The organism is candidate division WOR-3 bacterium, assembly GCA_013177935.1.
In the GTDB taxonomy this organism is placed as follows: domain Bacteria; phylum Hydrothermota; class Tepidihabitantia; order Tepidihabitantales; family Tepidihabitantaceae; genus Tepidihabitans.
The window spans coordinates 178003-200555 of sequence record JABLXZ010000001.1 but is presented as its reverse complement, the minus strand read 5'-3'; the positions used below and the strand labels follow the sequence as shown (position 1 = coordinate 200555).

18 protein-coding genes are annotated in these 22553 nt (G+C 45.0%); 8 read left to right on the top strand and 10 right to left on the bottom strand.

What is annotated here, in order from left to right; genetic code table 11:
* Positions 1–3: 3 nt before the first annotated feature.
* From HPY86_00955 to HPY86_00935, 5 genes are read right to left on the bottom strand one after another with little or no spacing between them, the layout of a single operon-like run.
* Positions 4–1809 carry a DUF2723 domain-containing protein gene (locus HPY86_00955; protein ID NPV13492.1) on the bottom strand — a complete coding sequence of 602 codons (1806 nt, stop codon included), beginning with the start codon at positions 1807–1809 and terminating at the stop codon, positions 4–6.
* Positions 1739–2440: an ABC transporter ATP-binding protein gene (locus HPY86_00950; protein NPV13491.1), complete on the bottom strand. Its 702-nt coding sequence runs from the start codon at positions 2438–2440 to the stop codon at positions 1739–1741. The genes HPY86_00955 and HPY86_00950 overlap by 71 nt, the downstream gene beginning before the upstream one ends.
* A 3-nt stretch (positions 2441–2443) precedes the next feature.
* Positions 2444–3214 (bottom strand): ABC transporter ATP-binding protein, encoded by a 771-nt coding sequence (locus tag HPY86_00945; GenBank protein ID NPV13490.1) that lies wholly within the window; start codon positions 3212–3214, stop codon positions 2444–2446.
* Positions 3211–4197, bottom strand: a complete 987-nt coding sequence (locus HPY86_00940; protein ID NPV13489.1) for a branched-chain amino acid ABC transporter permease — start codon at positions 4195–4197, stop codon at positions 3211–3213. The genes HPY86_00945 and HPY86_00940 overlap by 4 nt, the downstream gene beginning before the upstream one ends.
* Before the next feature lie 6 nt (positions 4198–4203).
* Positions 4204–5088, bottom strand: coding sequence for a branched-chain amino acid ABC transporter permease (locus HPY86_00935; GenBank protein NPV13488.1), 885 nt, complete (start codon positions 5086–5088; stop codon positions 4204–4206).
* Between the two features lie 177 nt (positions 5089–5265).
* On the opposite strand from HPY86_00935, the gene HPY86_00930 reads away from it, so the two are divergent.
* The 8 genes from HPY86_00930 to HPY86_00895 all read left to right on the top strand — a co-directional run bounded on the left by HPY86_00930 (position 5266) and on the right by HPY86_00895 (position 12887).
* Positions 5266–6564 (top strand): UDP-glucose/GDP-mannose dehydrogenase family protein, encoded by a 1299-nt coding sequence (locus tag HPY86_00930; protein ID NPV13487.1) that lies wholly within the window; start codon positions 5266–5268, stop codon positions 6562–6564.
* A complete protein-coding gene (locus HPY86_00925) occupies positions 6561–7499 on the top strand; it encodes an SDR family oxidoreductase (protein NPV13486.1) in 939 nt (312 codons plus the stop codon). Before HPY86_00930 ends, HPY86_00925 begins: the two co-directional genes overlap by 4 nt.
* A 3-nt stretch (positions 7500–7502) precedes the next feature.
* Positions 7503–8378, top strand: coding sequence for a Gfo/Idh/MocA family oxidoreductase (locus HPY86_00920; GenBank protein NPV13485.1), 876 nt, complete (start codon positions 7503–7505; stop codon positions 8376–8378).
* A 1-nt stretch (position 8379) separates the two neighbouring features.
* Positions 8380–9039 carry a glycosyltransferase family 2 protein gene (locus HPY86_00915; protein ID NPV13484.1) on the top strand — a complete coding sequence of 220 codons (660 nt, stop codon included), beginning with the start codon at positions 8380–8382 and terminating at the stop codon, positions 9037–9039.
* Entirely contained in the window at positions 9029–9739 is a 711-nt protein-coding gene (ftsE, locus tag HPY86_00910; GenBank protein ID NPV13483.1) for a cell division ATP-binding protein FtsE, read from the top strand. Before HPY86_00915 ends, ftsE begins: the two co-directional genes overlap by 11 nt.
* A gap of 143 nt (positions 9740–9882) precedes the next feature.
* Positions 9883–10662 (top strand): hypothetical protein, encoded by a 780-nt coding sequence (locus HPY86_00905; GenBank protein NPV13482.1) that lies wholly within the window; start codon positions 9883–9885, stop codon positions 10660–10662.
* The gene (locus HPY86_00900) at positions 10662–11795 is read left to right on the top strand and encodes a peptidoglycan DD-metalloendopeptidase family protein (GenBank protein ID NPV13481.1); all 1134 of its coding nucleotides are present in this window, start codon (positions 10662–10664) and stop codon (positions 11793–11795) included. Before HPY86_00905 ends, HPY86_00900 begins: the two co-directional genes overlap by 1 nt.
* 15 nt (positions 11796–11810) lie before the next feature.
* Positions 11811–12887 (top strand): hypothetical protein, encoded by a 1077-nt coding sequence (locus tag HPY86_00895; GenBank protein ID NPV13480.1) that lies wholly within the window; start codon positions 11811–11813, stop codon positions 12885–12887.
* 22 nt (positions 12888–12909) lie between these two features.
* On the opposite strand, the gene HPY86_00890 is transcribed toward HPY86_00895, so the two are convergent.
* From HPY86_00890 to HPY86_00870, 5 genes are read right to left on the bottom strand one after another with little or no spacing between them, the layout of a single operon-like run.
* A complete protein-coding gene (locus tag HPY86_00890; protein NPV13479.1) occupies positions 12910–13251 on the bottom strand; it encodes a helix-hairpin-helix domain-containing protein in 342 nt (113 codons plus the stop codon).
* Complete coding sequence (locus HPY86_00885; protein NPV13478.1) at positions 13251–18893, bottom strand: hypothetical protein; 5643 nt, start codon at positions 18891–18893, stop codon at positions 13251–13253. The genes HPY86_00890 and HPY86_00885 overlap by 1 nt, the downstream gene beginning before the upstream one ends.
* A complete protein-coding gene (locus HPY86_00880) occupies positions 18890–20761 on the bottom strand; it encodes a 1-deoxy-D-xylulose-5-phosphate synthase (protein NPV13477.1) in 1872 nt (623 codons plus the stop codon). Before HPY86_00880 ends, HPY86_00885 begins: the two co-directional genes overlap by 4 nt.
* A complete protein-coding gene (locus tag HPY86_00875; GenBank protein ID NPV13476.1) occupies positions 20762–21589 on the bottom strand; it encodes a polyprenyl synthetase family protein in 828 nt (275 codons plus the stop codon).
* The gene (locus tag HPY86_00870; protein ID NPV13475.1) at positions 21567–22448 is read right to left on the bottom strand and encodes a bifunctional 5,10-methylenetetrahydrofolate dehydrogenase/5,10-methenyltetrahydrofolate cyclohydrolase; all 882 of its coding nucleotides are present in this window, start codon (positions 22446–22448) and stop codon (positions 21567–21569) included. The genes HPY86_00875 and HPY86_00870 overlap by 23 nt, the downstream gene beginning before the upstream one ends.
* Between the last annotated feature and the right edge of the window lie 105 nt (positions 22449–22553).

Genomic DNA, 22553 nt, shown 5'->3' with positions numbered 1-22553 from the left:
AAATTAACGCGCCGTAAAATTTCGTTGATACCAATCAACCACAGCCGCTGCCTCTTGTAATCTGCCCCGACTTCTTAATAAATCGAACCGCTGCTGAACAAAAAACCGGTACCGCTGCAGGTTAACCTGAGTTCGCTCATCCAACCTTCTCTTGGGGATACGAACCCGTAAACGATTGTAATCAAATACCGGCACCAATGTGTCTTGCCGGACCTGAATAAGTATCCCCATCGGCACTAGGTTAAAACCAGTCAACATCTGGCGAGCATCTTCATTGTTCATCATAGAAAAAGTTGTATAAACAGGGCGTTCCGGAGATTTTAAGAAAAAACTTTTCAAGAGTGAAATATAACTTTCCTGAATTGCCATCGGATTGTAGGGCTGGTTGCGCTCGAATCGGTACAGATGCTCAAGAAAACGGTCCTTCTCCACTTGTGACCGTTCAATTAACCAGGGATATTGCTTCTCTAAGTATTTAAAATACCAGGAACGCCGCACCAACTCTTTGTCAATGATACAAACATCCGGTCTTACTCCCTCTACCTGTTGCAAATAGAAAATTGGGGCGTAAATGTCCCACCAATCGGTAATGATTATCGCATTTGAATCCGCAGAGTTAAGCGTATTTAACGCCTGGTTGTAAGCCACCCAGTCATCAGCACGATTCTGAGACGGAAAATTGAATATCAAGATGCCAATCGCGACCAGCCATATTAAATGACGAAACTTGCGAAGGTATCCTCTGAGACCCTCAATCCCGACCGCGGTAAAAATGAGCAAAGACACCAACGGTGGAATAAAATAAGCCTCGATGTCCGGGATACTGTAATTTACCGCATACAGGAAACTGAGCAAGAAACTGATTGTTAATCCCGATGCAACTGCTTTGCGTTGTCTAAATAACCTCGCCCATCCGTATAGTGCAAAAGGGAATAGAACATAACCTAAGGCTCCCAGCAAAAGTAATGTCCCTTTACCCGCATTTCTTAAAACTTCATTTAGCGAAGAAGAAAACATCCATACTCGATACTGCTTTCCGGTAATATGCCACCAGAACCTTTCTAAATCCACCGGATTTCCCCATGCTAAAATCGGTTCAGAACGTGCCCGTAAAATGAGAAATAAATAAGGCGATAAACCCAATAAAAATAGTACCAACATCAAAGGCAATCGCTTTACAATTTGACTTTTTTCCCGCAGCAGTAAAACAACTCCCGCACCGATAACAACACTCAGAGCGAACATATGATTAGTAAGCGTTAGACCAGCAATGTAGGCAAAAAAAAGATAAGCAGTTCTTGTATCAGAAGCCGCAACCGTTAGCCAGACAATAATAATCAATGCTAAAGACAGACTGTAAACCTCAACATCGGTGCTCACCGACCAAACCGGAATCGAAAAACCGAGAACCATGCCCAATGCGTTGGAAACCGAAAAACTGCATCCCAACCGCTTCAATAGGAGTATGAACAATGCAATACTTACCGTGGAGAAAAATGCGCTCATCAATGCAACGCGGTTGACTACCGAACCAAGAGGAAAAAGCGAAGCTATTCTACCCAGTAATGTCCAGAGCGGATAGCCTGTGGGATGAAGTATGTTAAGCAGGTAACACCCCGCAGCCAGTTCGCCAGAATCAATTAGTCCAACTGTGGGTGTTCGGGTAATGAGGTAAACAACGAAAACCAGCGGGACTGCCAACCAGAAAGCATTCTCGGCCCGGTTATTTTTGGTTTGCTCATTCACCGAGATATGCGGCTTTGACTTCAGGTGCATTTCGCAGTTCATCCGCTTTGCCTTCAAGAACAATCTGTCCTGTTTCCAGAACATATGCCCGATGGGCAATCTGAAGCGCCATGTACGCATTCTGTTCCACAAGTAGTATCGCTGTCCCCTGGCGATTAATCTCTTGGATTATAGAAAAAATCTCCTGAACGAGAATCGGCGAGAGCCCCATTGAAGGTTCGTCGAGCATCAACAATTTTGGCTTCGCCATCAAGCCCCGGCCCATCGCAAGCATCTGTAATTCGCCTCCCGAAAGCGTTCCGGCACGTTGGTTAAGCCGCTCTTTTAATCTCGGGAAAGATTTGAAAACCCGTTCAAAAGATTTATCAATTTCAGAACGGGGGCGATTGAAAGCACCGAGAAGTAGATTTTCTCGCACTGTCATATCAGCAAATGGCCGGCGGCCCTCTGGAACATGAACGACACCTAATTTTGCGATTTGGTGCCCACTTAATCCATCAATTCTCTTGCCCAAAAATACAATCTTTCCGGTCGATGGCTTTTGCAATCCAGAAATTGTCTTTAATGTTGTTGTCTTCCCCGCCCCATTTGCCCCAATGAGAGTAACAATTTCCCCTTCTCCAACACTAAAAGATATCCCCCGTAATGCCCGAATTGCTCCATAGTCCACAACTAAATCCTGCACTTCCAGCAACACTTACCCTCCCGACTTTCCCAGATAAGCCTCGATAACCTTAGGATTATTCTGCACATCAGAAGGTACACCCTGGGCAATTAATTCGCCAAAATCCATCACTACCACCCAGCGACAAATACCCATCACCACTTTCATCTGATGTTCTATTAGAAGTATGGTCACCTTAAATCGTTCCTGGATGAAAAGAATCAAATCCATCAATCGACCAACCTCTGCGGGGTTCATACCCGCCGCCGGTTCGTCCAAAAGTAGTAACTTTGGCTCGGCAATTAATGCCCGGGCAATTTCCAGCCGCCGTTGCTCTCCATAGGGAAGATTTTTCGCCATCTCTTTTTCCCTTGTTTCCAGTCCTAAGATTGACAGCAACTCGCGGGCTTTTTCTGTTACCGTTTTTTCCTCGGAGTAAAAACGCGGGGTGCGGACAATCGCATCGAAAACACTGGCATTACCTCGATGGTGATAAGCCACCCGGACATTATCCAGAACCGAAAGTTCCTTAAACAATCTGATGTTCTGAAATGTCCTACCAATTCCCAAACGGTATATTTGATAAGGCTTCAATCCAGTAATCGGACGGCCTGAAAAGATTATTGAACCGCCACTCGGGGCAATCATCCCGGTGATTAGGTTAAACACCGTAGTCTTTCCCGCCCCATTGGGCCCAATCAATCCGGTAAGAGCACCAGGCTCAAGCGTAAGTGAAAAGTCTTTTACTGCAATAAGCCCACCAAATGCCTTGGTTAACCCAGCAATTTCCAGTAGCGCACTCACCGTCGGCGATACTCCTGGGGTTTTAGAAAATTGAATTCGCTCCCGCCCGTTATCCCACTGGAGCGGAAGAGCATTATTACGATTAAAATCAAGGGATAAACAACCATTCGCCACTCCTGTACCGCTGAAGGGAGAATTATCCGGAGACCTTCGAGTAAAAATGCCCAGCCGGCACCGGCGATAATCGTGCCGGATATGCTACCCAGACCACCAATCACGACAATCAGCAACACATCAATTGACTTTAAAAAGTCGAAATTGTCGGGATTGAGGTAGGTGTAGAGATGGGCATAAAGTGCTCCCGCAACACCGGCGAACATACATCCGATGACAAACCCCAATGTTTTGTAGCGCGTAGCGTTCACCCCAACCGCTTCGGCGGCTAATTCATCCTCACGAATTGAAATCAGTGCCCGTCCTACACCCGAAAAAACCAGATTACGGATGACGATTACAGCCAGCAACCCGAAAAGAAACACCCAGGGGAATGTCGTTAATTTTTCAATTCCTCTCATCCCGGCAGCGCCACCCATTGATTTAATTACTTTGTCGGAGTTTTTGAGCAGTACATTGATAATCATACCAAAACCCAGCGTCGCAATACCCAGATAATCGGACTTTAATCGTAAAATCGGCAGCCCGATTAACCAAGCAATAACTCCCGCCGTCAACGCGCCGGCAATTAAACCGACGGGAAGCACCCATAAACCTTTTGAGGATATCACCCGGGTCATTAGCGCTGCAGTATATGCACCGATGCCATAAAAGGCAGCGTGACCCAAAGAAAATTGTCCGGTATATCCGTAAATCAAATTCAGCCCTAATGCCGAAATTACGACGATACCAGCATAACAAAGTATTGTATGAACATAAGGATTAATCACACCGGACACAATCAAAAACTCCAGAACCCCAAACACTCCTAACGTGACTAAAAATACTACAATACCGGGGTCAATCCTCGATTTATTCTCCGGCGCCATTTTCCCTTACACCTTTTCCTGTTCTCGCTTTCCCATTATGCCTGTAGGACGAACCAGAAGAACAATAATCAATATTGCAAATGCTGCGGCATCTCTCAAAGTTGAAGAAATGTAAACCTCGGTTAACTTTTCTACGATACCCATAATCACTGCGCCCAACATCGCCCCCGGAATAATGCCAATTCCACCTAACACCGCCGCAACAAATGCCTTTAATCCGGGCATAATTCCCATAAACGGATTAATCTGCGGATAGGCAATACCATAGAGCACACCACCCGCGCCGGCAAGTGCCGCACCAATACCGAAAGTAATTGAGATAATATTGTCAACATTTATTCCCATCAACGCTGCTGCATCCCGGTCAAAAGAAACAGCCCGCATTGCCATACCAGTTTTTGTGCGGTTAACGAACAGTGTTAAAGCCGCCATCAATAAAATTGCCACACCGAAAACGATGATTTGGATGTTTGAAACCGTAACGCCCCCCAGATTATAAGTTCTGATTGCGAATGGGCGCGGATACGCTCGAAAATAAGGTCCGAACACAAACTTCAAACTGGTAAAATACTCGAGGAAAAGCGACACCCCAATCGCAGTAATCAAGGAAGAGATTCTGGGTGCCCGCCGTAATGGTTTATATGCCAGCCGTTCAATAAAAACCCCCAACAGAGCGCAACCAACCATCGCCGTGATTATTGCAAGGGGAAAAGGCAAACGCCAGCTGGTCAGTGCGAAGAAACCCAAATAGGCACCCACCATAAAAACATCGCCATGGGCAAAGTTAATTAAACGGACAATTCCATAAACCATGGTATAGCCCAGTGCAATCAGGGCATACACAAAGCCAAGTTGTAAGCCGTTAATTAACTGTTGAAGAAAATAAGTCAATTGGTTCAATAATTAAACAAAAATAACGCAAAGTCAAGAACTCCATTAATAAAATTTTTAAAAGATTCCCTGATTGAACTCCTTGAAATTCGACTGCGAAAAAGGCATTACCAGTCGTCCTATTGGCAGGTTGAATTTACACTTGACTTTATCTCCGCTACTAATATATTTATCGATATGAAAATTGCGATGATTGGGACGGGTTATGTGGGACTTACTTCCGGCGCCTGTCTTGCAAAAATTGGTCATAAAGTAGTTTGCGTCGATAGTGATGTTGACAAAATTGACCTGCTGAAACGCGGTGAAATGCCCATTTATGAACCAGGGTTGAAAGAAATCGTTGCTGATGCTATCCGGGAAAACCGTTTAAGTTTTGTAACAGACATTAAGAGAGCGGTTCTGGAAAGTGAGGTGTGTTTTATTGCCGTGGGTACGCCACCTCTGGAAAATGGTGAACCCGATTTGACTTATGTGGAAAGGGTTGTGCGCGATATCGCCGCCAGTATGGATGGTTACCGTTTAATCGTCGAAAAGTCTACCGTCCCCGTCCAAACAGGAAAGTGGATAAAAAAAACAGTTGAACGTTACAACCGTGCTAACATTCCCTTCGATGTTGCCAGTAACCCAGAATTTTTACGCGAAGGCTCTGCCGTCCACGATTTCTTACATCCCGACCGTATTGTCATCGGGGTAGAAACTACCCGAGCGCGGGACATACTGACAGAAATATACCGTCCGATTAACGCACCCATAATTGTTACTGACATTGAATCAGCGGAATTAATCAAACATGCTTCGAATGCTTTTCTGGCTATGAAAATTTCTTTTGCAAACGCCTTAGCGGTTATCTGCGAAGCATCAGGTGCTGATGTTCGTCTGGTTGTCGATGGAATGGGCATGGACAAAAGAATCGGACGGGCATTTCTCGACGCTGGTGTTGGTTATGGTGGCTTTTGCTTCCCAAAAGATTTAAGGGCTTTTATCCGTATTGCCGAAGAGCTGGGTTATGATTTTCAGCTGTTAAAAGAAGTCGAGAAAATTAATCAAGAGACCAAACAAAGGTTTGTCCGTAAAATCCGTAAAGCACTGTGGAATCTAAAAGGGAAAAACATCGGGATTCTGGGCTTGGCTTTTAAACCCAATACCGATGATATGCGATTTGCACCTTCAATCGATATTATCAACGCACTAATCGCCGAAGGTGCGAGGATTCGGGCCTATGACCCCCAAGCGATGAAAAATGCCCGAAAAATCCTGCCCGATATTGATTATTGCAACAACGCCCTTGAAGTCGCGGTTGATGCTGACCTTCTGGCCGTTATAACCGAATGGGAAGAATTTAAGAACCTTGACCTTAAAGAGATAAAGGAAAAAATGCGTTTACCCATCATCTGTGATGGCAGAAATATCTTCGACCCGGATGCCGTAAGAAAACAAGGATTCACCTATATCGGAATGGGAAGGGGTCGGGATTGAAAGTAGGTTTAGTGGCTGGGGGGGCAGGCTTTATCGGCTCCCACCTCTGTGATTTCCTCTTGAAAAAAGGCTGGCGGGTGATATGTGTTGACAACCTTATTACCGGCAGAAAGGAGAACATCGCGCATCTAATAAACCACCCTCGATTCAAGTTTATGCAGAAAGATATCGTATGCCCTTTCCGGGTATCGGGTCATATAGATGTAATCTTTAATTTGGCTTCACCTGCTTCCCCCCGAGACTATTTTGCCTATCCCCTCGAGACAATGGCGGCGGGCGCCTATGGTACACATAATTTACTGGAAATCGCTCGCAAAAAAGGAACGATTTTCATTCACGCCTCCACTTCAGAGGTTTATGGCGACCCCGAAGAACACCCACAATCCGAATCTTACCAAGGAAATGTAAATCCGATAGGCCCCCGTGCTGTTTACGACGAGTCAAAAAGATATGCCGAGGCTTTGATAATGACCTACCATCGAATCTTTCACTTACCGGTACGGATTGCGCGAATCTTCAACACCTATGGACCCCGTATGAAACTAAACGACGGCCGTGTTGTCCCTAACCTAATTTATCAGGCGCTCAATGGCCAACCTCTCACAATCTACGGTACCGGTAAACAAACACGTAGTTTTTGCTATGTGAGTGATTTAATCGCAGGTCTTTACAAGATGATTTATTGTCCGATAGCCGAACCCGTAAATCTTGGCAATCCTCAAGAATTCACGATTATCAAATTTGCCCAGCTGGTAAAAAAACTTACCGGTTCAAAAAGTCCTCTGGTATTTATGCCTATTCCTCCCGATGACCCCAAACGACGCTGTCCTGATATAACCCGGGCAAAAAGACTTCTCAAGTGGGAACCAAAAGTCAATTTGACAAAGGGATTAACAATGACAATAAAATGGTTTAAAGACCAAATGCTAATTTAGGTTATGGCTGAATTGTACATTGGGATTGTTGGGATTGGTAAGTGGGGTAAAAACTACCTACGGACCGTTACCATGCTTAATAACTCTCGAATTTTTGTTGCCGATACCAATCCCGATAATCTTGCGAATCTTCACAATAATTACCCTGACGTCAACATCATCACATTTGAGGATATGCTCGCTGACTCTAAAATAAAAGCCGTGATTATCGCCACTCCTGATAAAACCCATTATCAACTTGCCTGTCAGGCACTCCGGCAGGGAAAAGATGTCTTGGTCGAAAAGCCCATGGCGATAGACCCAAACGAAGCTCACGAAATGCTTAAATTGAGTCAGGAGCGCGAACTAATTCTGGCTGTTGGACACACCGCAGTTTATACACCCGGCTTTGAAAAATTGCAACATCTTATTGCAACTAACAGTTTGGGAAGAATCCTTCACGCCGAAGCCGTCCGGACATCAAGAGGAAGGGATGAAGTTGACATTTTCAATGACTTGCTTCCCCATTGTCTGGCAATGGCAATTAAGCTTTGGGGTGAACCGGTCGCCGTTTCCTTAAAAGAAATCACCAAAAACAGGGTTTTATATCAGATGAATTTTGCCGGTGGTGAGGTACTTAACGGTACCGCATGCTGGCAGGAACCGCCTTTTATCCGCCGATTTACCGTCTCTGGTTCAAAACAATCAGCAATTTGTGATGAACTGACCGGATATAGCCTTCATTTCAATAACCTTCCGCTTACTCGTGAATGTCGCGATTTTATATCCTGTTGCCGCACCCGCAAAAGCCCCGTAAGTGATGGAACATTGGGGCTTAAGGTTACTCAATCTATCTATCGATTAAAATCGGATGGAGAAAAATATCAGCGAAGCGAATGATATGCTACTCTCTGTTATAATCCCGGTTTTCAACGAGGAAGAATCAATAGTTAATTTAATAGAGAAAGTTCAAAGAGTTCCTGTTGCAAAAGAAATCATTGTGGTCGATGATTGTTCCCAAGACCGCACGCCTGAGTTATTGCGCACAATTCCGGACATACGCGTACTCACGCATTCCCGCAATCAAGGTAAAGGAGCTGCAATACGCACCGGATTAAAATACGCCCGCGGTGATGTAGTTATAATCCAGGATGCCGATCTGGAATACGACCCCGCTGATTATCCCCAATTGCTTGTGCCATTCGCTGATAAAAATGTTGGAGCGGTATTCGGTTCGCGCTTCCGGGGTCGTGGAAGATTTCTCCTCTACAGCCAGCTGGCAAATATTTTACTGACTTTTTTTACAAACGCTTTATTTGGTGGTAAAATAACTGATATGGAAACTTGTTACAAAGTAATCCGGCGGCCTTTGTTACAAAAACTGGCATTGGTCGCCAATCAGTTTGATATCGAACCAGAGATCACAGCAAAACTCTTGCGCTTTCGTGTTCGTATTGCTGAAGTTCCAATCCACTACACTGCCCGAACCAAAGGCAAAAAAATTGGTTGGCAAGACGGAGTAGCCGCGATTAAAACGCTTCTAAGGTGGTATGTCTGCTGAAAACTTTAATAATAGTAGTAATACCCAAACAACGCCGGTAATTGAACTCTCCGGCGTCTTTAAATACTACCAGGGGGACTGGCCAGCGCTGACAGACATCAGTCTCACAGTCTATCAAGGTGATTTCCTATTTTTACTTGGTGCTACCGGCGCCGGCAAAACTACTTTACTCAGACTTCTTTATCGACAGGAACTGCCCGACGAAGGAGAAATAAGGGTACTGGGCTATGATATTTTAACAATGAAGGCAAAAGAAATCCCTCTTCTGAGGCGGCGGCTGGGTATTATTTTCCAGGACTTTAGGTTATTGCCCGAACGAACGGTCTATGAGAATTTAGAGTTTGTCTTGCGTGCAATCAATGTTCAACCCGACACAATCCCGGGACGCATACAAGAAACTCTGAACCAACTGGGACTCGCCCACAAGAAAAACTCCTATCCATATGAACTATCCGGCGGCGAACAACAGAAAGTCGCAATTGCCAGGGCACTGGTAAAATCACCCGACATCATACTCGCCGATGAACCAACCGGAAATATAGACCCCAAAGCTTCGGACGATATCCTTAACATCCTAAAAGATATAAATTACCAGGGCACAACGGTCCTGATGGCAACCCATGATGCCCTCCTTGCCGAAAGAACCAGGCGCCGACGCGTCACCCTTGATGCTGGTAGAATTGTGCGTGACGAGGTTTAGCGATTATTATGAATGCACTTTATCTTTTAAAGGAATCATTCCGTACTATTAACCGAAGCCGGCAACAATTCCTTTTGTCTGGCGCGGTTCAAGCAATATGCTTGCTTCTCCTTTCATTATTTGCCCTGCTCACCTTTAATATAATGACGGTCATTCGTGCCGCAAGTGAACGGGCAGAAATCTACGCCTTTATCTCCGAGGAAGCCGCCGAGAACCCGGCGCCTTTAAAACAGCGTATCGCCAGCATCGCCGGAGTTGCCGAAATTCGTTATATTTCAAAAGAAGACGCCCTTGAAGAATTACGCCAAGATTTAGGTTCCGACACCTCCCTCCTCACAGCGATTGGTGAAAACCCCCTCCCTGCCTCAATCCGCATCCGGCTTCAGCCTAACTACGCTACCGTGGAAAATGTCAATGCAACTGAACAAAAACTGCTTTTGTTGCCCGGCGTAACTGAAGTCTGGTCCGGAAAAGAGCTACTCGCCCAGCTTAACCGTGCTCTTAATACCGCTTTTCTCTTGGACCTAATCTTATTTACAATCGTTACCATATCACTCTTATTTATTGTGTTCCAAACAGTTGAAAATTCAATCTTTAGTCGCACCCAGGAAATAGAAATAATGGAACTGGTTGGAGCCAGTCGCGCCGCCGTCTGGTTTCCGTTTTTAGTTCAAGGAGCATTGCAAGGTCTACTTGGTGGTATTTTATCTTTTGGGTTGACATTTCTTCTCTACCGAATTGTCTCTTCCTTCATCCCGGCACCATTATTTCCGGTTTGTCTAATACTTTTAGGTAACATCTTTCTCGGCTTATTATTCGGTCTGGGTGGAGCTTATCTCGCACTCACTCGCATTCCTTCAACACTTACGACAATTCCCACGGGTTCGAAACGCCCGTCAGGACGAACAGTACAAATCGGATGATGAAAAGTAGCGCTTTAGTAGTACTGCTTTTTTTATTTGCTATCAGCAGGGGTACCAACTCCACACTCGAAGATTCTATAAAGCTATTCCAGCATCAACTGGACTCAATACAGAGCAAACTAAATAAACTCTCAGCCCACCTTGAAGAACTTGCACGTAAAGAAACAACTACTCTCGCCCAACTTGATGCACTGCAGAGGAAAATTGAAGTTACCCAGGAACTGCTTAAACGATTGAACACGCAGATTGAACTTCGCAACCGGGAAATAAATGAACTGTCCGCTCAATTAATTCAGGTAAACCAACAAATTGAACAACACCAGGAACTACTTAGAAAAAGGGTTTTTGCCATTTATAAGTATTCACGAGTTTTTCCCTTACAAGCTTTACTTACCAGTAAAAATATGCCGGAACTTTACCGTCGTGCCCTTAACCTCCGTTTAATTAGCCGACACGATAAAAAGCTAATCAGCGAAATGTCAGCGCTTCTGAAACAATCTGAACAAAAACGTCAAATGCTTTTAAAAGCCCGTAGCGATTTGGAAAAGTTAAAAAAAGAAACTGAAGAGAAGCAGTCATCATTAGAATCGATTCGAGACGAAGAAGCAACACTTTTGAAAAGAATCCGACAAGAAAAAGAAACCAATCAACGCATCCAACATGAATTGGAAGTGGCCAGCGAAAAGTTACGCCAACTGATCAATGACCTTCTCGCCCGTAAATCAAAAATCAACGAAAATAACCATTATTTTGAACGAAACAAGGGGAATGTACCGTGGCCCGTTTCCGGAACACTAATTGCTCGGTTTGGTTCACAAATGCATCCTCGATACCGAACCAAGACTAACAACCCGGGCATAGACATCAAAGTCAAGCAACCAACATCAGTACAAGTAGTTGCCCCTGGTAAAGTCGTCTATGCGGACCGGTTTATCGGCTACGGCAATTTGATAATCGTCGACCATGGAGCAGGATTTTACACTCTCTACGGAAACTTAACCAATATCAGCACAACAGTAAATGCTGAACTGAACACCGGCACAATTATCGGAACGATTGATGACTATCTCCACTTCGAAATCAGAAAAGAAGGACAGCCCGTAAACCCATTGGAATACCTTGTTCCTGAATAAACTACTGAACTCAAGATGTCTTTTACCGGGATAATCGGCCAAGAAAGAGTCTGTCGTATTCTCCAGAGAGTAATTGCTACCGGACATTACTCTTCTCTCCTCTTTGTTGGTCAAGCCGGAGTAGGAAAAAGGACAGTAGCTATCAAATTCGCCCAAGAAATAAATTGTGAAAAATCGCCCGGAGCCGCTTGCGGCGAATGCTCTGCTTGTCGTAATATTGCCCACCTCACTCATCCTGATGTAAGGCTCATTTTCCCAATCCGTAAGCCAAAGGATGCAACTCCCGAAGGCGTGATGGAAGCAACCGCCCATCTCTATGAATCATATACCATTGACAAACCGCAGCCGCCGATTCCTCCCAACTACCAGATAAGTATCGAAGCAATCCGGTGGATTAGAAAAGAAATGGCAAAACCACCCTTATTAGCAAAAATGCGAATCTTTATCATCCTCAACTCACACCAGATGACCGCCGAAGCACAGAATGCATTATTAAAAATGCTGGAAGAGCCACAGCGAAATACTATTTTTTTATTAACAACCGATGTTCCCGAAGCGCTGTTTACAACGATACGATCCCGTTGCCATCTTATTCGATTCGCCAACATTCCTGACGGGGAAGTCAAAAGCTGGTTGGTAAATCGGTTCAATCAATCTCAATTTCCCCTGGACCTCGTTGCTGCCCTTGCCCAAGGCTCGTTAGGAAAAGCTTATGTAATCGCCTCCAACCCAGATGAGTACTTCTCAACCGCAATTATTCAATTTCTGAGTGATAAGCCGGCTAACGTAAAAATACCAACTCCTCAAAAAACATCTCTTCTTAATACTACTGATGTCATAGTTACAGAAAAAATATCGCTCAGCACCGCAATCAACACCGCGATTTTTGTATTAGAGAATGCACTCCGAGCTCGATTTGGCTGTTCGCACTTCGACCTTTTTCTCCCTCGCGATTTCACTCACCTTCACCCCGCCGAGATACTCAAAAGGCTTCAGTTTCTTATTGCCAGATTAAAAGACACAAACTTAAACACCAATCCCACACTCTCAATATTTTCTTTACTTTATAACATCGACACAGAAAAGAGGTAATCCATAAACCAACTTTTTAAAATTAAGGTGGATTACAAACTACAAAATCCTTAATTCCTGCCAACCTTTTAGGCCCAATACCAGTCACTTCAAGAAGCTCATCCACCGTTTTAAATCCTCCGTGCTTTTCACGGTACTCAACGATCCTTTGTGCAATCACTGACCCTATGCCCGGCAAAGCTTCCAACTGTTCTGCCGTCGCCTGATTGATATCCAACTTCTCATCTCCCGACCTTTCCCCTCCGATAATGTTCACCTCAGAAACCACTCGAGAACGCTGGCTTTTTTTGAAAAAACTTATTCCCGCTCCAACCACAAGCACACTTACCAAAAAGATAACAACGGTCTTCTCGCGGTCGTTCATTAAAAGCGAAACAGTACCCAGCAGCTTAGATCGGTTCGACGGGTAGTAATACCGCTCAATCCCCGGTTGTGGCTGTAGCCGGTATTCAACCCTGCTTCAATAGCTCGGGAAAAACGGTAAGATGCACCAATAGTTGTGCCAAATGCATTGTCTTTTTGTTGGGGTACAACCGAAGGTTCGCCAATAGAACTCCAGACTTTCTGGTCCCGCAATGTTTGAGATATTCGCAGCTGGCCGGTAAGGTTCAGATCTGAAGAAAATCGAACCCGTCTTAAAAATGGCAATTTCAAACCCTGAGGAGCAGAAAAGGCATATGAAACAGAAAAGTTGGCACCCTGAGTTCGAGAATCCGTCTGGCTGCGATTGACACCGGTTTCACTGAGATAGGAAATGTTACTGACCGTGCTGTAATTTATGTTAAATGTTGTCGAAATTCTCTTTTTCCAAGAAGTTTGCCAAGAGAAAAGAGGGTTTAAATCAATCGACCTTGTTTCGGTACGACCAAATATTGCAAGTGTTTCGCCACCATAAGAAGTTGGCAGTAGCTCGCCTCTCATATCCCAGCTCTTTCGATAGCTGGAAGAAATTCGAGAATCAGTAGCAAATGCACTGAATAAATTGTGTACCCGATTGATATTAATTTGAATGTTAGGCCAGACCAAATTACGGTCTGCAGTTGCACCCACAAGAGCAGCGTTTTTCCCCCAACTGAGGCTGTAATCCAACCTAATCGAAAAGTCTCGGTAACCACCACCCGTTGAAAATCGGAAGTTGTTATCAAGTTCTCTCGTGCGTGGAAGTCTGCCAATTATGGTATCAATTGGAAATGTATCGAGAAATCCAAATCGATAATACCAGGGCGCTGCTCCAGGAAACACCTGATAATCACTATTGCGCGAAATTGAGTAACTTACTTCCAGGGGCTCAATATTTTTTGCAAGTTCACTAACGACCGACTTTAGATCAAAAAATAGTGTGGATTTTTTCGCTACTGGAGGTACAACGGAAATGGTATCTCCATTTGATTCCAACGCGGTCGTATCTTCTGCTTGTTCTTGCTCGCCTGATTTTCTTAATGGCCTCCCGGTTTCCCTGATAGGTTTTTGCGGAGAGACGGGTTGTCTCTTGGGAGCAGTGGCAAGCTTGTCCAATATATCTGGCAGTTCTAATGTCGCACTGAGTGCTATTTCGCCCGAATTATCGATATTCCGATAATCTGCATAGGTGGTGCCAATTTTAGGACGTTCGTGGTTATACTCGCCGTTGAACTCAATAGACGGATTGAAAATTTCCCCAATCTGTAATTCATAGGAAACATTGAAGTCTTCATTTCGGCGACCTTCTGCTCCCAGTGGAAAACGGAAAATCGTATCAGGGTTGGAGGTAATTAAATCTCGCTCTGTTTCCCATCCATATTCGATATTAAGGTCTTCTACAGGAGAAAAACCAATACTAAAATCTCCGGAAATTCCGTTACCGCGCAGCGTATCAGGATAAGAGCGAATCGTATCCCCTCGAATATCAATACGTTTCCCCTGAGTTATTGCAAACCGAATGTCACGAGGTAAAGGATAAAGTTCTTTATCTTTGCCGAGGGAAATTTTTACATCCGGATTGATACCGTACCGCCATTGCCATCCCCGCGCATTACTGGAATCAAAAAAAGGATATCTACGACTTGCCGCCCAACGCTCATACCAAGAGAAACTCATTGCTTCAATAGTATAATTAAGCAATTTATTGTTGGACTTACCCTTAGAAATATTTGTTAGATTAATTTCCTGTGCAACCCCCCTGCCGATTACCCGTGTCCCATCTTCCAGCTTCAACCTTAGGTCAGGATATGTTGGAGAAAACTTCGGGACAGAAACCTGACGCGACATTGAATATCCAAAAGGAATTGATAATTTCCAATCTCGGGGAAAGAAGTGATCAAAACTTATCCGGACATTAGTGCCGAAGTTTTGCTCAAAACCACCAGTTTTTACACCCCTCCCATCGGAAAAACGGCGAAAGTTGGGATCGGAATATGAGTACCTCAAATCAATTGCCGCAAAATCTGCCAGCTGGAAGTTCGTTTGCGCTGTGAATCCATACCCCGGGTCTTTACGGGGAGTCGTCAGTCGAAGGTCATTAAACCAAACACCGCCGCTCACTCTTTCAGTGCCGGTGTTTTCAACACCCAAGGCGGTCCAGCGGATATTGGCTAAAAGAGGCATTCCTTTAATTCGGTAATAATGCTCGCCCATCTTTAGGGTCAAAATTGACTCCGGTGCTATCCTTAATGAATCGCGCTTCAACTTAAGAAAAGGCAACGATTCCAGTTTTATCGAAAATTCAAACCATCTGCCATCTCCGTATGCTATCTTTCTTCCTGATGCAATCGGAGCTCGAAATTCATAATAGTTTGCCGAATCGGAACCAAGTCTAATAAAAGTGTTGAGTCCGTTTCCATCGTCGTGGACAAACCACCGCAACTCTTCGTAATCGCGATAATCTTCGCCAGTGGTAATTGTCTTACTAACAAACGCCTGATGCGAAGTATCTAAGTTGCTGTACCCAAACAAAAGTGCTGCTTCAGTTTCTAATCGTCCGGTTATATCTCGTTTGAGTTCAAACGGTGAGTTATAAGTAGTATCTGTTTTCTTGGAAACCTGACCGACCCAAACTTTTTCCGTGGTATCAGCAATAACAATCCGGTTGTCCATCTTGTCGGTAATCCTGGGGTCGCGCCATTTGCTGCCAACAAATTGAATTGAATATATCTCTAACGTATCCAAACTGTCAAATTCATCAAACCAAACCCGAACTACACGTATATCCTCCCACTTCGGAGTACCGATTTTGTTAAAAAGGGTGCTGTCGCGTAAAGAAAGTCGGTAGAGGCGCCAGTTGTTGTAAAGGGGCGTCAGAAACTTATCATCTTGTAGGGAAATGGTATATTCAAAGTAATGGTTGTAACGAGAAAACCCATTGCGATCCAGATCTTCTGCATCAAGACGACGATTCCTTTCGGTTCCCTGTTGATTGGTATACGGATCGTAGTCGTCAGTGCCATCGTCTAATGAACCTGGGCTCCAGAGAGAATCTGAACCGAAAACACTATCAAGCCCGGTATCTTCATCCTCGTCAAGGATACCATTGCCATTTCGGTCCTCGGTATCAAGACGGCCATTGAGCCCTTTAATCGTGCCATCTTTTGCGCGGCGCGGTGCATCCTCATCGATTGCCATTCCAACTGAGATGTGTAAATTACCTCGCCCTTGTCGCGACCTCACAATCAATTCAAGGTTTTCGATGTCGGTAAAATTCATCCCAATTTGCGCCCCAGGTGGTGCCTGCATTATCCCGGCCCAGCTTGCCGAGTTGTCAGGAGTAACAATAACTTGCAGAATATCTTGCGTCTCACTCGCTTCATCGCCGATATTGGTACCAAACACACTGTCCTTACGAATCTTCTTCGCTGGGTTAATCCATTTCAGTGGAGTACGGGCAAACTGACTGGTGTCTTTGCCAACCGGTACAGATGCCAATGACCAGAGCAATGCCGTATTGGGAATATCTCGTGTGATTGTTGTACCCTCAAAATCATCAAGATAAGCCACCCCCCGGGTGTTGGGATTCGGCAGAGATACGGCCCCTTCGGTTCGAAAATCAAGACGGGATGGAGCCTGTGCCCAGAGAATGGGAAGCCGGTCGAGAAACGCCGTGACCGCATCTGATGTAACACTGTATCCAATATCGGTTTCGGCAATAGTGCGCTGAAAAGGTTCCGAACCAAGGATTGGTTTATCTTCCCGGACGCCTTCGTCCCGGAAGAAAAAACTGGAACCAACTTTACCCTGCGGTGCAAAAACCCATTCTGCCCGGGTACCCACCAACGAACTCTGGGTAAGAGAAAACCATGGCTGGTATTCAAATGTTACTTGAATGTCGGCGTCGGGAGGTAAAGGAGTTAAAAAAGTGATGATACCAGTTTTATAATCAATCGAGTAATCCACATTTCGTGTTTTCAATTGCCCATTGACAAGGATTTTCTCGGAATTTTCCATAATGTCCGTCTGACCCAGATAATAAGTCTCGGTAACCGAGTAATAAGAAGCAACGAGAAAATATTTTCTACCCAAACCGGGTGGCAAAATATCGGTATTGACACGGTAGATAATTGAATCTTTTACCGAAAGCTCTCCTGCGGCAAATGGCTTTAACCCGGGAAATCTGATAATACCTGTTTTACTGTCAAACTCGGGGTATTGAAGTTTACCATCACCGTCGGGGTCCAATTTCAAAATCTGAAGAAATTTCATTCCGAAGTATGGATTGGCCGGGTCGGTTTCATAATCGGCATGTTGACCCTGAGGGTCATAACGGAATATTTGAATCGCGTCCAATTTAACATCGGTTTCTGGTAACTGATAACTGTTCCGAAGTTCCAAATCCCAGGCTCGAGAAAGAGAATCACTCACTTCCGGTTTAAGCAAACACAGGACTAAAGAATCGCGTAACAGTTGCCCCCCCAGCGTATCGGTCGCCTTATAAATAACAGCCCCGATGATATAATTGCGTTCAATCGGGCTCAGGAATTCAACTATATTATTGGGCTGAACAACATAGTCGATACCCGGAGCTTTGAGGTCAAAATCACCGCCTGCCCGGTCATAACTCCACCAAGTAGTAGTGTCTTCAACTACCGAATCGGGTGCGTTGGGAAATACCGTCGCGATTGCTTTCACCGCCGCCTGGTTGTTACCAGAATTTCGGTCATCGATGTAAATTCTCAAACCAACCAACCGCTCGCTTGTATCTACGCCCGGAAGTCGATAAAAACGCCGTGGGACAAAGTCAACATCCCAGATGGTATCGGTCTTCACTCGTCTCTTACCAGTAAAACTTTGACTTTGACTTTGTGAGCCTTCCCGCGAGGCAACAGCATATAAGTCAACTGGACCCATTTTACCCTTTGCCGAAATACCAAAAAGCCCTTGCCGCGCTGGCAGGTCTCCCGTGTAACTGGTTCCAGGAATATCCAGTTTGGTATCGCCCAGCTCAATTGAACGAACCGCATCGTCCTCGGTTCCTGTGTACTGCAGTCTAATTTTATTCTGCTGCTCTTCTCTTTCTGAATTATGATCAATGGTAACCTTCACGCGCTCGCCAATCGTCCCATTAACGCTGACCGCCAATTGTTGTTCCATTTTCAACTCGGGGAAAAGCGAAGGTTGATTTGCCGTCTGAGTCACACCGGTAACTACCGTCTGACTACCACCAAGTGTTATTCGGTCGCTTCCCGTGATATCTATCTTAGAGCCTTCCCCTAATATCGGTAATTTTGGTATTTCAATGTCAGGAATTAACCCGCTTGGCTCTGCAGCCAGTTCTCGTCGCTCCATCGTCTGACGTGCCTCACTTTGCCAGGTAGCAATCACTGCCTCCTTAATCGAATAATCTAAGTACTCTTCAAGGGGAATTACCTTTTCCACTCCCAAATAAACATCATCCCGCCACTTTTCAAGAAAAACAACACCCAGTACATAATCAGGTCGAGCAACAACCTTTGACTCTTCAACCAAAGAGTAACCAAAAAGATAATTTGACGAAAAAAGTAATGCTCCCCAAAATGCCCAAAATTTAATTTTGTTCATCGGAAAAACTGCATCAAATTGCTGCTAATCTTATCAACGCTCAACCCACATTCTTCTAACAACTTCTTCCGTGGGCCGTGACCGAAAAATCTATCTTCCAGCCCAATCCGGCGTAACTTGCAGTCAACAGCTCTTTTTTCAAGAACTAAACTCACGAGGTTCCCAAACCCGCCCAATAGAGTATTTTCCTCAAGTGTAACCAGTTTACCTTTTATCCGTGCTAGTCGCGTTATAAGTTCCTCATCAACGGGTTTAACTGAACGAGCATCCGCAACCGCCAAGTCCAGACCCTGCTGGGCAAGAAGTTCTGCGGCATCGAGGGCATATTTTACCATCGAGCCTACAGCGAGAACCGCGCCGTCCTCTCCGTACCGTAACAATTCTCCCTTCCCGGGTTCAATCGGACTTCTTTCGGTGGACGAAAGAGTTAATTCCGAACCACCGCGAGGATAACGAAGTGCTACTGGACCATTAACACATTCAACCGCATACTCCAACATCCGCGCCATATCAAACTCATCTCGTGGAGCAAATATTTTTATGCCGGGGAGCATTGTCAGGTACGAAAGGTCATAAACCCCATGATGAGTTGGCCCATCCTCACCAACCAGACCCGCTCGGTCTATCGCAAATACCACCGGCAGATTCTGTAAACACACATCTTGCAGTAACTGGTCAATTGCCCGCATCAAAAAAGTAGAATATATCGCCACCACCGGTCTTAATCCATTTTGCGCTAACCCCGCTGCAAAACTCACCGCATGCTGCTCGCAAATCCCCACATCAAAAAACCTATCAGGGAACTTCTCTCTAAATTGCTCCAACCCAGTTCCCAAACACATCCCCGCGGTTATTGTAACCACTCGTGGGTTTCGCTCCGCAAGCTCAACAACTTTTCTGCCGAAACTTTCGGTGAATGTTGGTCCCGAGGACACGCTGGAGGCACCGGTCTTTACATCAAAAGGACCGATGCCATGAAAGCGTTCTGGTTGCTCCATCGCTATCGAGTAACCTTGACCTTTTTTAGTTACTGTATGAATCAATACCGGACCTTTAAGCCCTCTTACTCGACGAAAGGTCTCTATCAATTCGGGAATACTATGCCCGTCTACCGGCCCAATATACCTAAAACCCAACTCCTCAAAAAGAAGACTGGGGACAACAAGATTTTTTAACCCTTCTTCAAGTTTTCTTGCCGCAAGTCGGGCACGGGCACTTAAATCTTTCGGTAGATGTCCGAGTAGGGACCAGGCATCCTCCCGCAACCTATTGTAAACCCTTCCCGTAATCACCCGATTAAGATAGGCAGCAATGGCGCCGGTCGAACGGGCAATTGACATCTCGTTATCGTTAAGAACAACTATAATATCTCGCTTCAACATCCCCGCATGGTTGAGGGCCTCAAGCGCCATTCCACTGACAATTGAACCATCCCCGATTACTGCCACTGTGCGCCGAGTGTTATTACCAAGTAAATAATCTGCCGTTGCCATTCCGAGGGAAACCGAGATTGAATTACCAGAATGTCCCGTATCAAAAACATCGTAAACACTTTCCGACTTTTTAGGAAAACCTGCGATTCCGCCGTATTGGCGCAATGTGGAAAATTTTTCCTTACGGCCTGTAATTATTTTATGAGCGTAACATTGATGTCCCACATCCCAAATAATCCGATCGTCCGGTGTATTAAAAACGTAATGCAGCGCTAAAGTTAGCTCAACAACCCCAAGGTTTGGGGCTACATGACCTCCAGTAAGTGATGTAGTTGTAATTATCAAATCTCTAATCTCGCTGGCAAGTTGCCTTAGTTCATCAAGCGATAGTTTGCGAATGTCCTCTGGTGAATTGACGGATTTTAATACAGCCATCTACGCATTCCGCCGAAGAATAAAGTTAGCCAGATGAGAAAAAAAGGAGAAATTGCGCCCCAGAGATGCAAATCCTTTCTCCGCCCGCCGGGAAAGTAGATTTGCCCTTCGAATAAGATTGGGTTGTATTTTCCTGCTATTCCTGACGGCATCTTGCTCAATATCAAGGAGGTCATCGGTAAGTTGAAAAAGCACGCCGGTAATCAAACCAAGATGGTGTAACTTTTTCTGCAGTTTCACCGGTGCTCCGGCAATTATTGCCCCAACGCTGATTGAAGCAGCAATAAATTCGGCGGTTTTCAGCCGTGCAACCCGCTCGGTTTCTTGCGACCCTTCAAGGTCAAACATCTGACCACCCGCCATTCCTTTGGGCCCTATAGCATGCGCGATGAGGTGAATTGCCTTTAAGCGATTGGCAAGAGGGGCAGGGCTGACGGCAAATAACTCAAAAGCACAAGCAATCAGAGCGTCACCCGCCAGAATCGCTGTCCCCTCATCGAACTGACGATGAACTGAAGGTTTCCCTCGACGAAAATCATCATTATCCATTGCCGGAAGGTCGTCGTGAACGAGAGAAAAGGTATGAATTAATTCTATTCCGCAACAAAAAGGTATAATCCAGTTGATGTTTTTCCCACCACATGCTCGATAACTTTCTAATGCCAGTATTGGCCGCAAACGCTTGCCTCCGGAAAATACCGCATAACGCATTGCAGCCCGCAACCGAGCTGGCATATTTCGGAATCCGTGAAAAGTTCGGCGCAGTTCTTTATTGATTAGTATCTGGTCCTTTGTTAAAACTGCTTCAATTTCCATTACCGCTTCCATCTGCCGCCTCCACTGTATTGTACAACAACATCGCTACCGTCATCGGACCTACGCCACCGGGAACCGGTGTAATTGCCCCTGCAACTTTCGCGACACTGTCAAAATCAACATCTCCAATGATACCCTGTTCTGTCCGATGAATACCAGCGTCAACCACCACTGCACCTTCTGAAACCATATCACCTTTAATCAATCCTGGCTTTCCCGCCGCGACTACTAAAATTTCTGCCGCGCGGCAAACCGATTTTAGATTGGGCGTCTGGCTATGGCACACCGTTACCGTGGCATCTCCGCGTTCTCCTTTTATAAGTAAAAGATTTGCGAGCGGCTTGCCCACAAGCTCGCCACGACCGACAATTACTACTCGACGCCCCTTTGGAGAAATAGAATACCGTAGCAGTAGTTCAACAATCCCACTTGGTGTTGCTGGAATGAACCTCGGTTTTCCCGCTGCCAGTTTTCCTAAATTTACCGGCGTTAGACCGTCGACATCCTTTTCCGGCTTAATAACTTCAAGCAACTTATCCTTATCTAAATGTCCGGGCAATGGTAATTGCAAAATAATGCCATGAATTTTCCTGTCTTCATTACACCGATTGATTATTTCAACCACTCTTGACTCTTCGACATCGGCACCGAGACGGAAAGTTTCTGCTTCAATTCCAGCAGACCGACATGCTCGTTCTTTATTTGTTACATAGATTAGCGATGGTTCATATTCGCCAACAAGGACAATAGCCAGTTTCGGAACAATTCCTTTTTCTCTCAGTGTAACAACCCTGTTTTTAAGTTCTTCCCTGATAAGTTGGGATACCTTTTTGCCATCAAGTATTAATGGTTTTTCTTTTATACCATCCATAATATAAAAACCACCCTTCTTTTTTCGGGGAAAAATTGGAAAAAACAATTTCTATTTTACTCAAACAACAAATAAAATAAATACCTTCTGTCATTCAAAACGAAC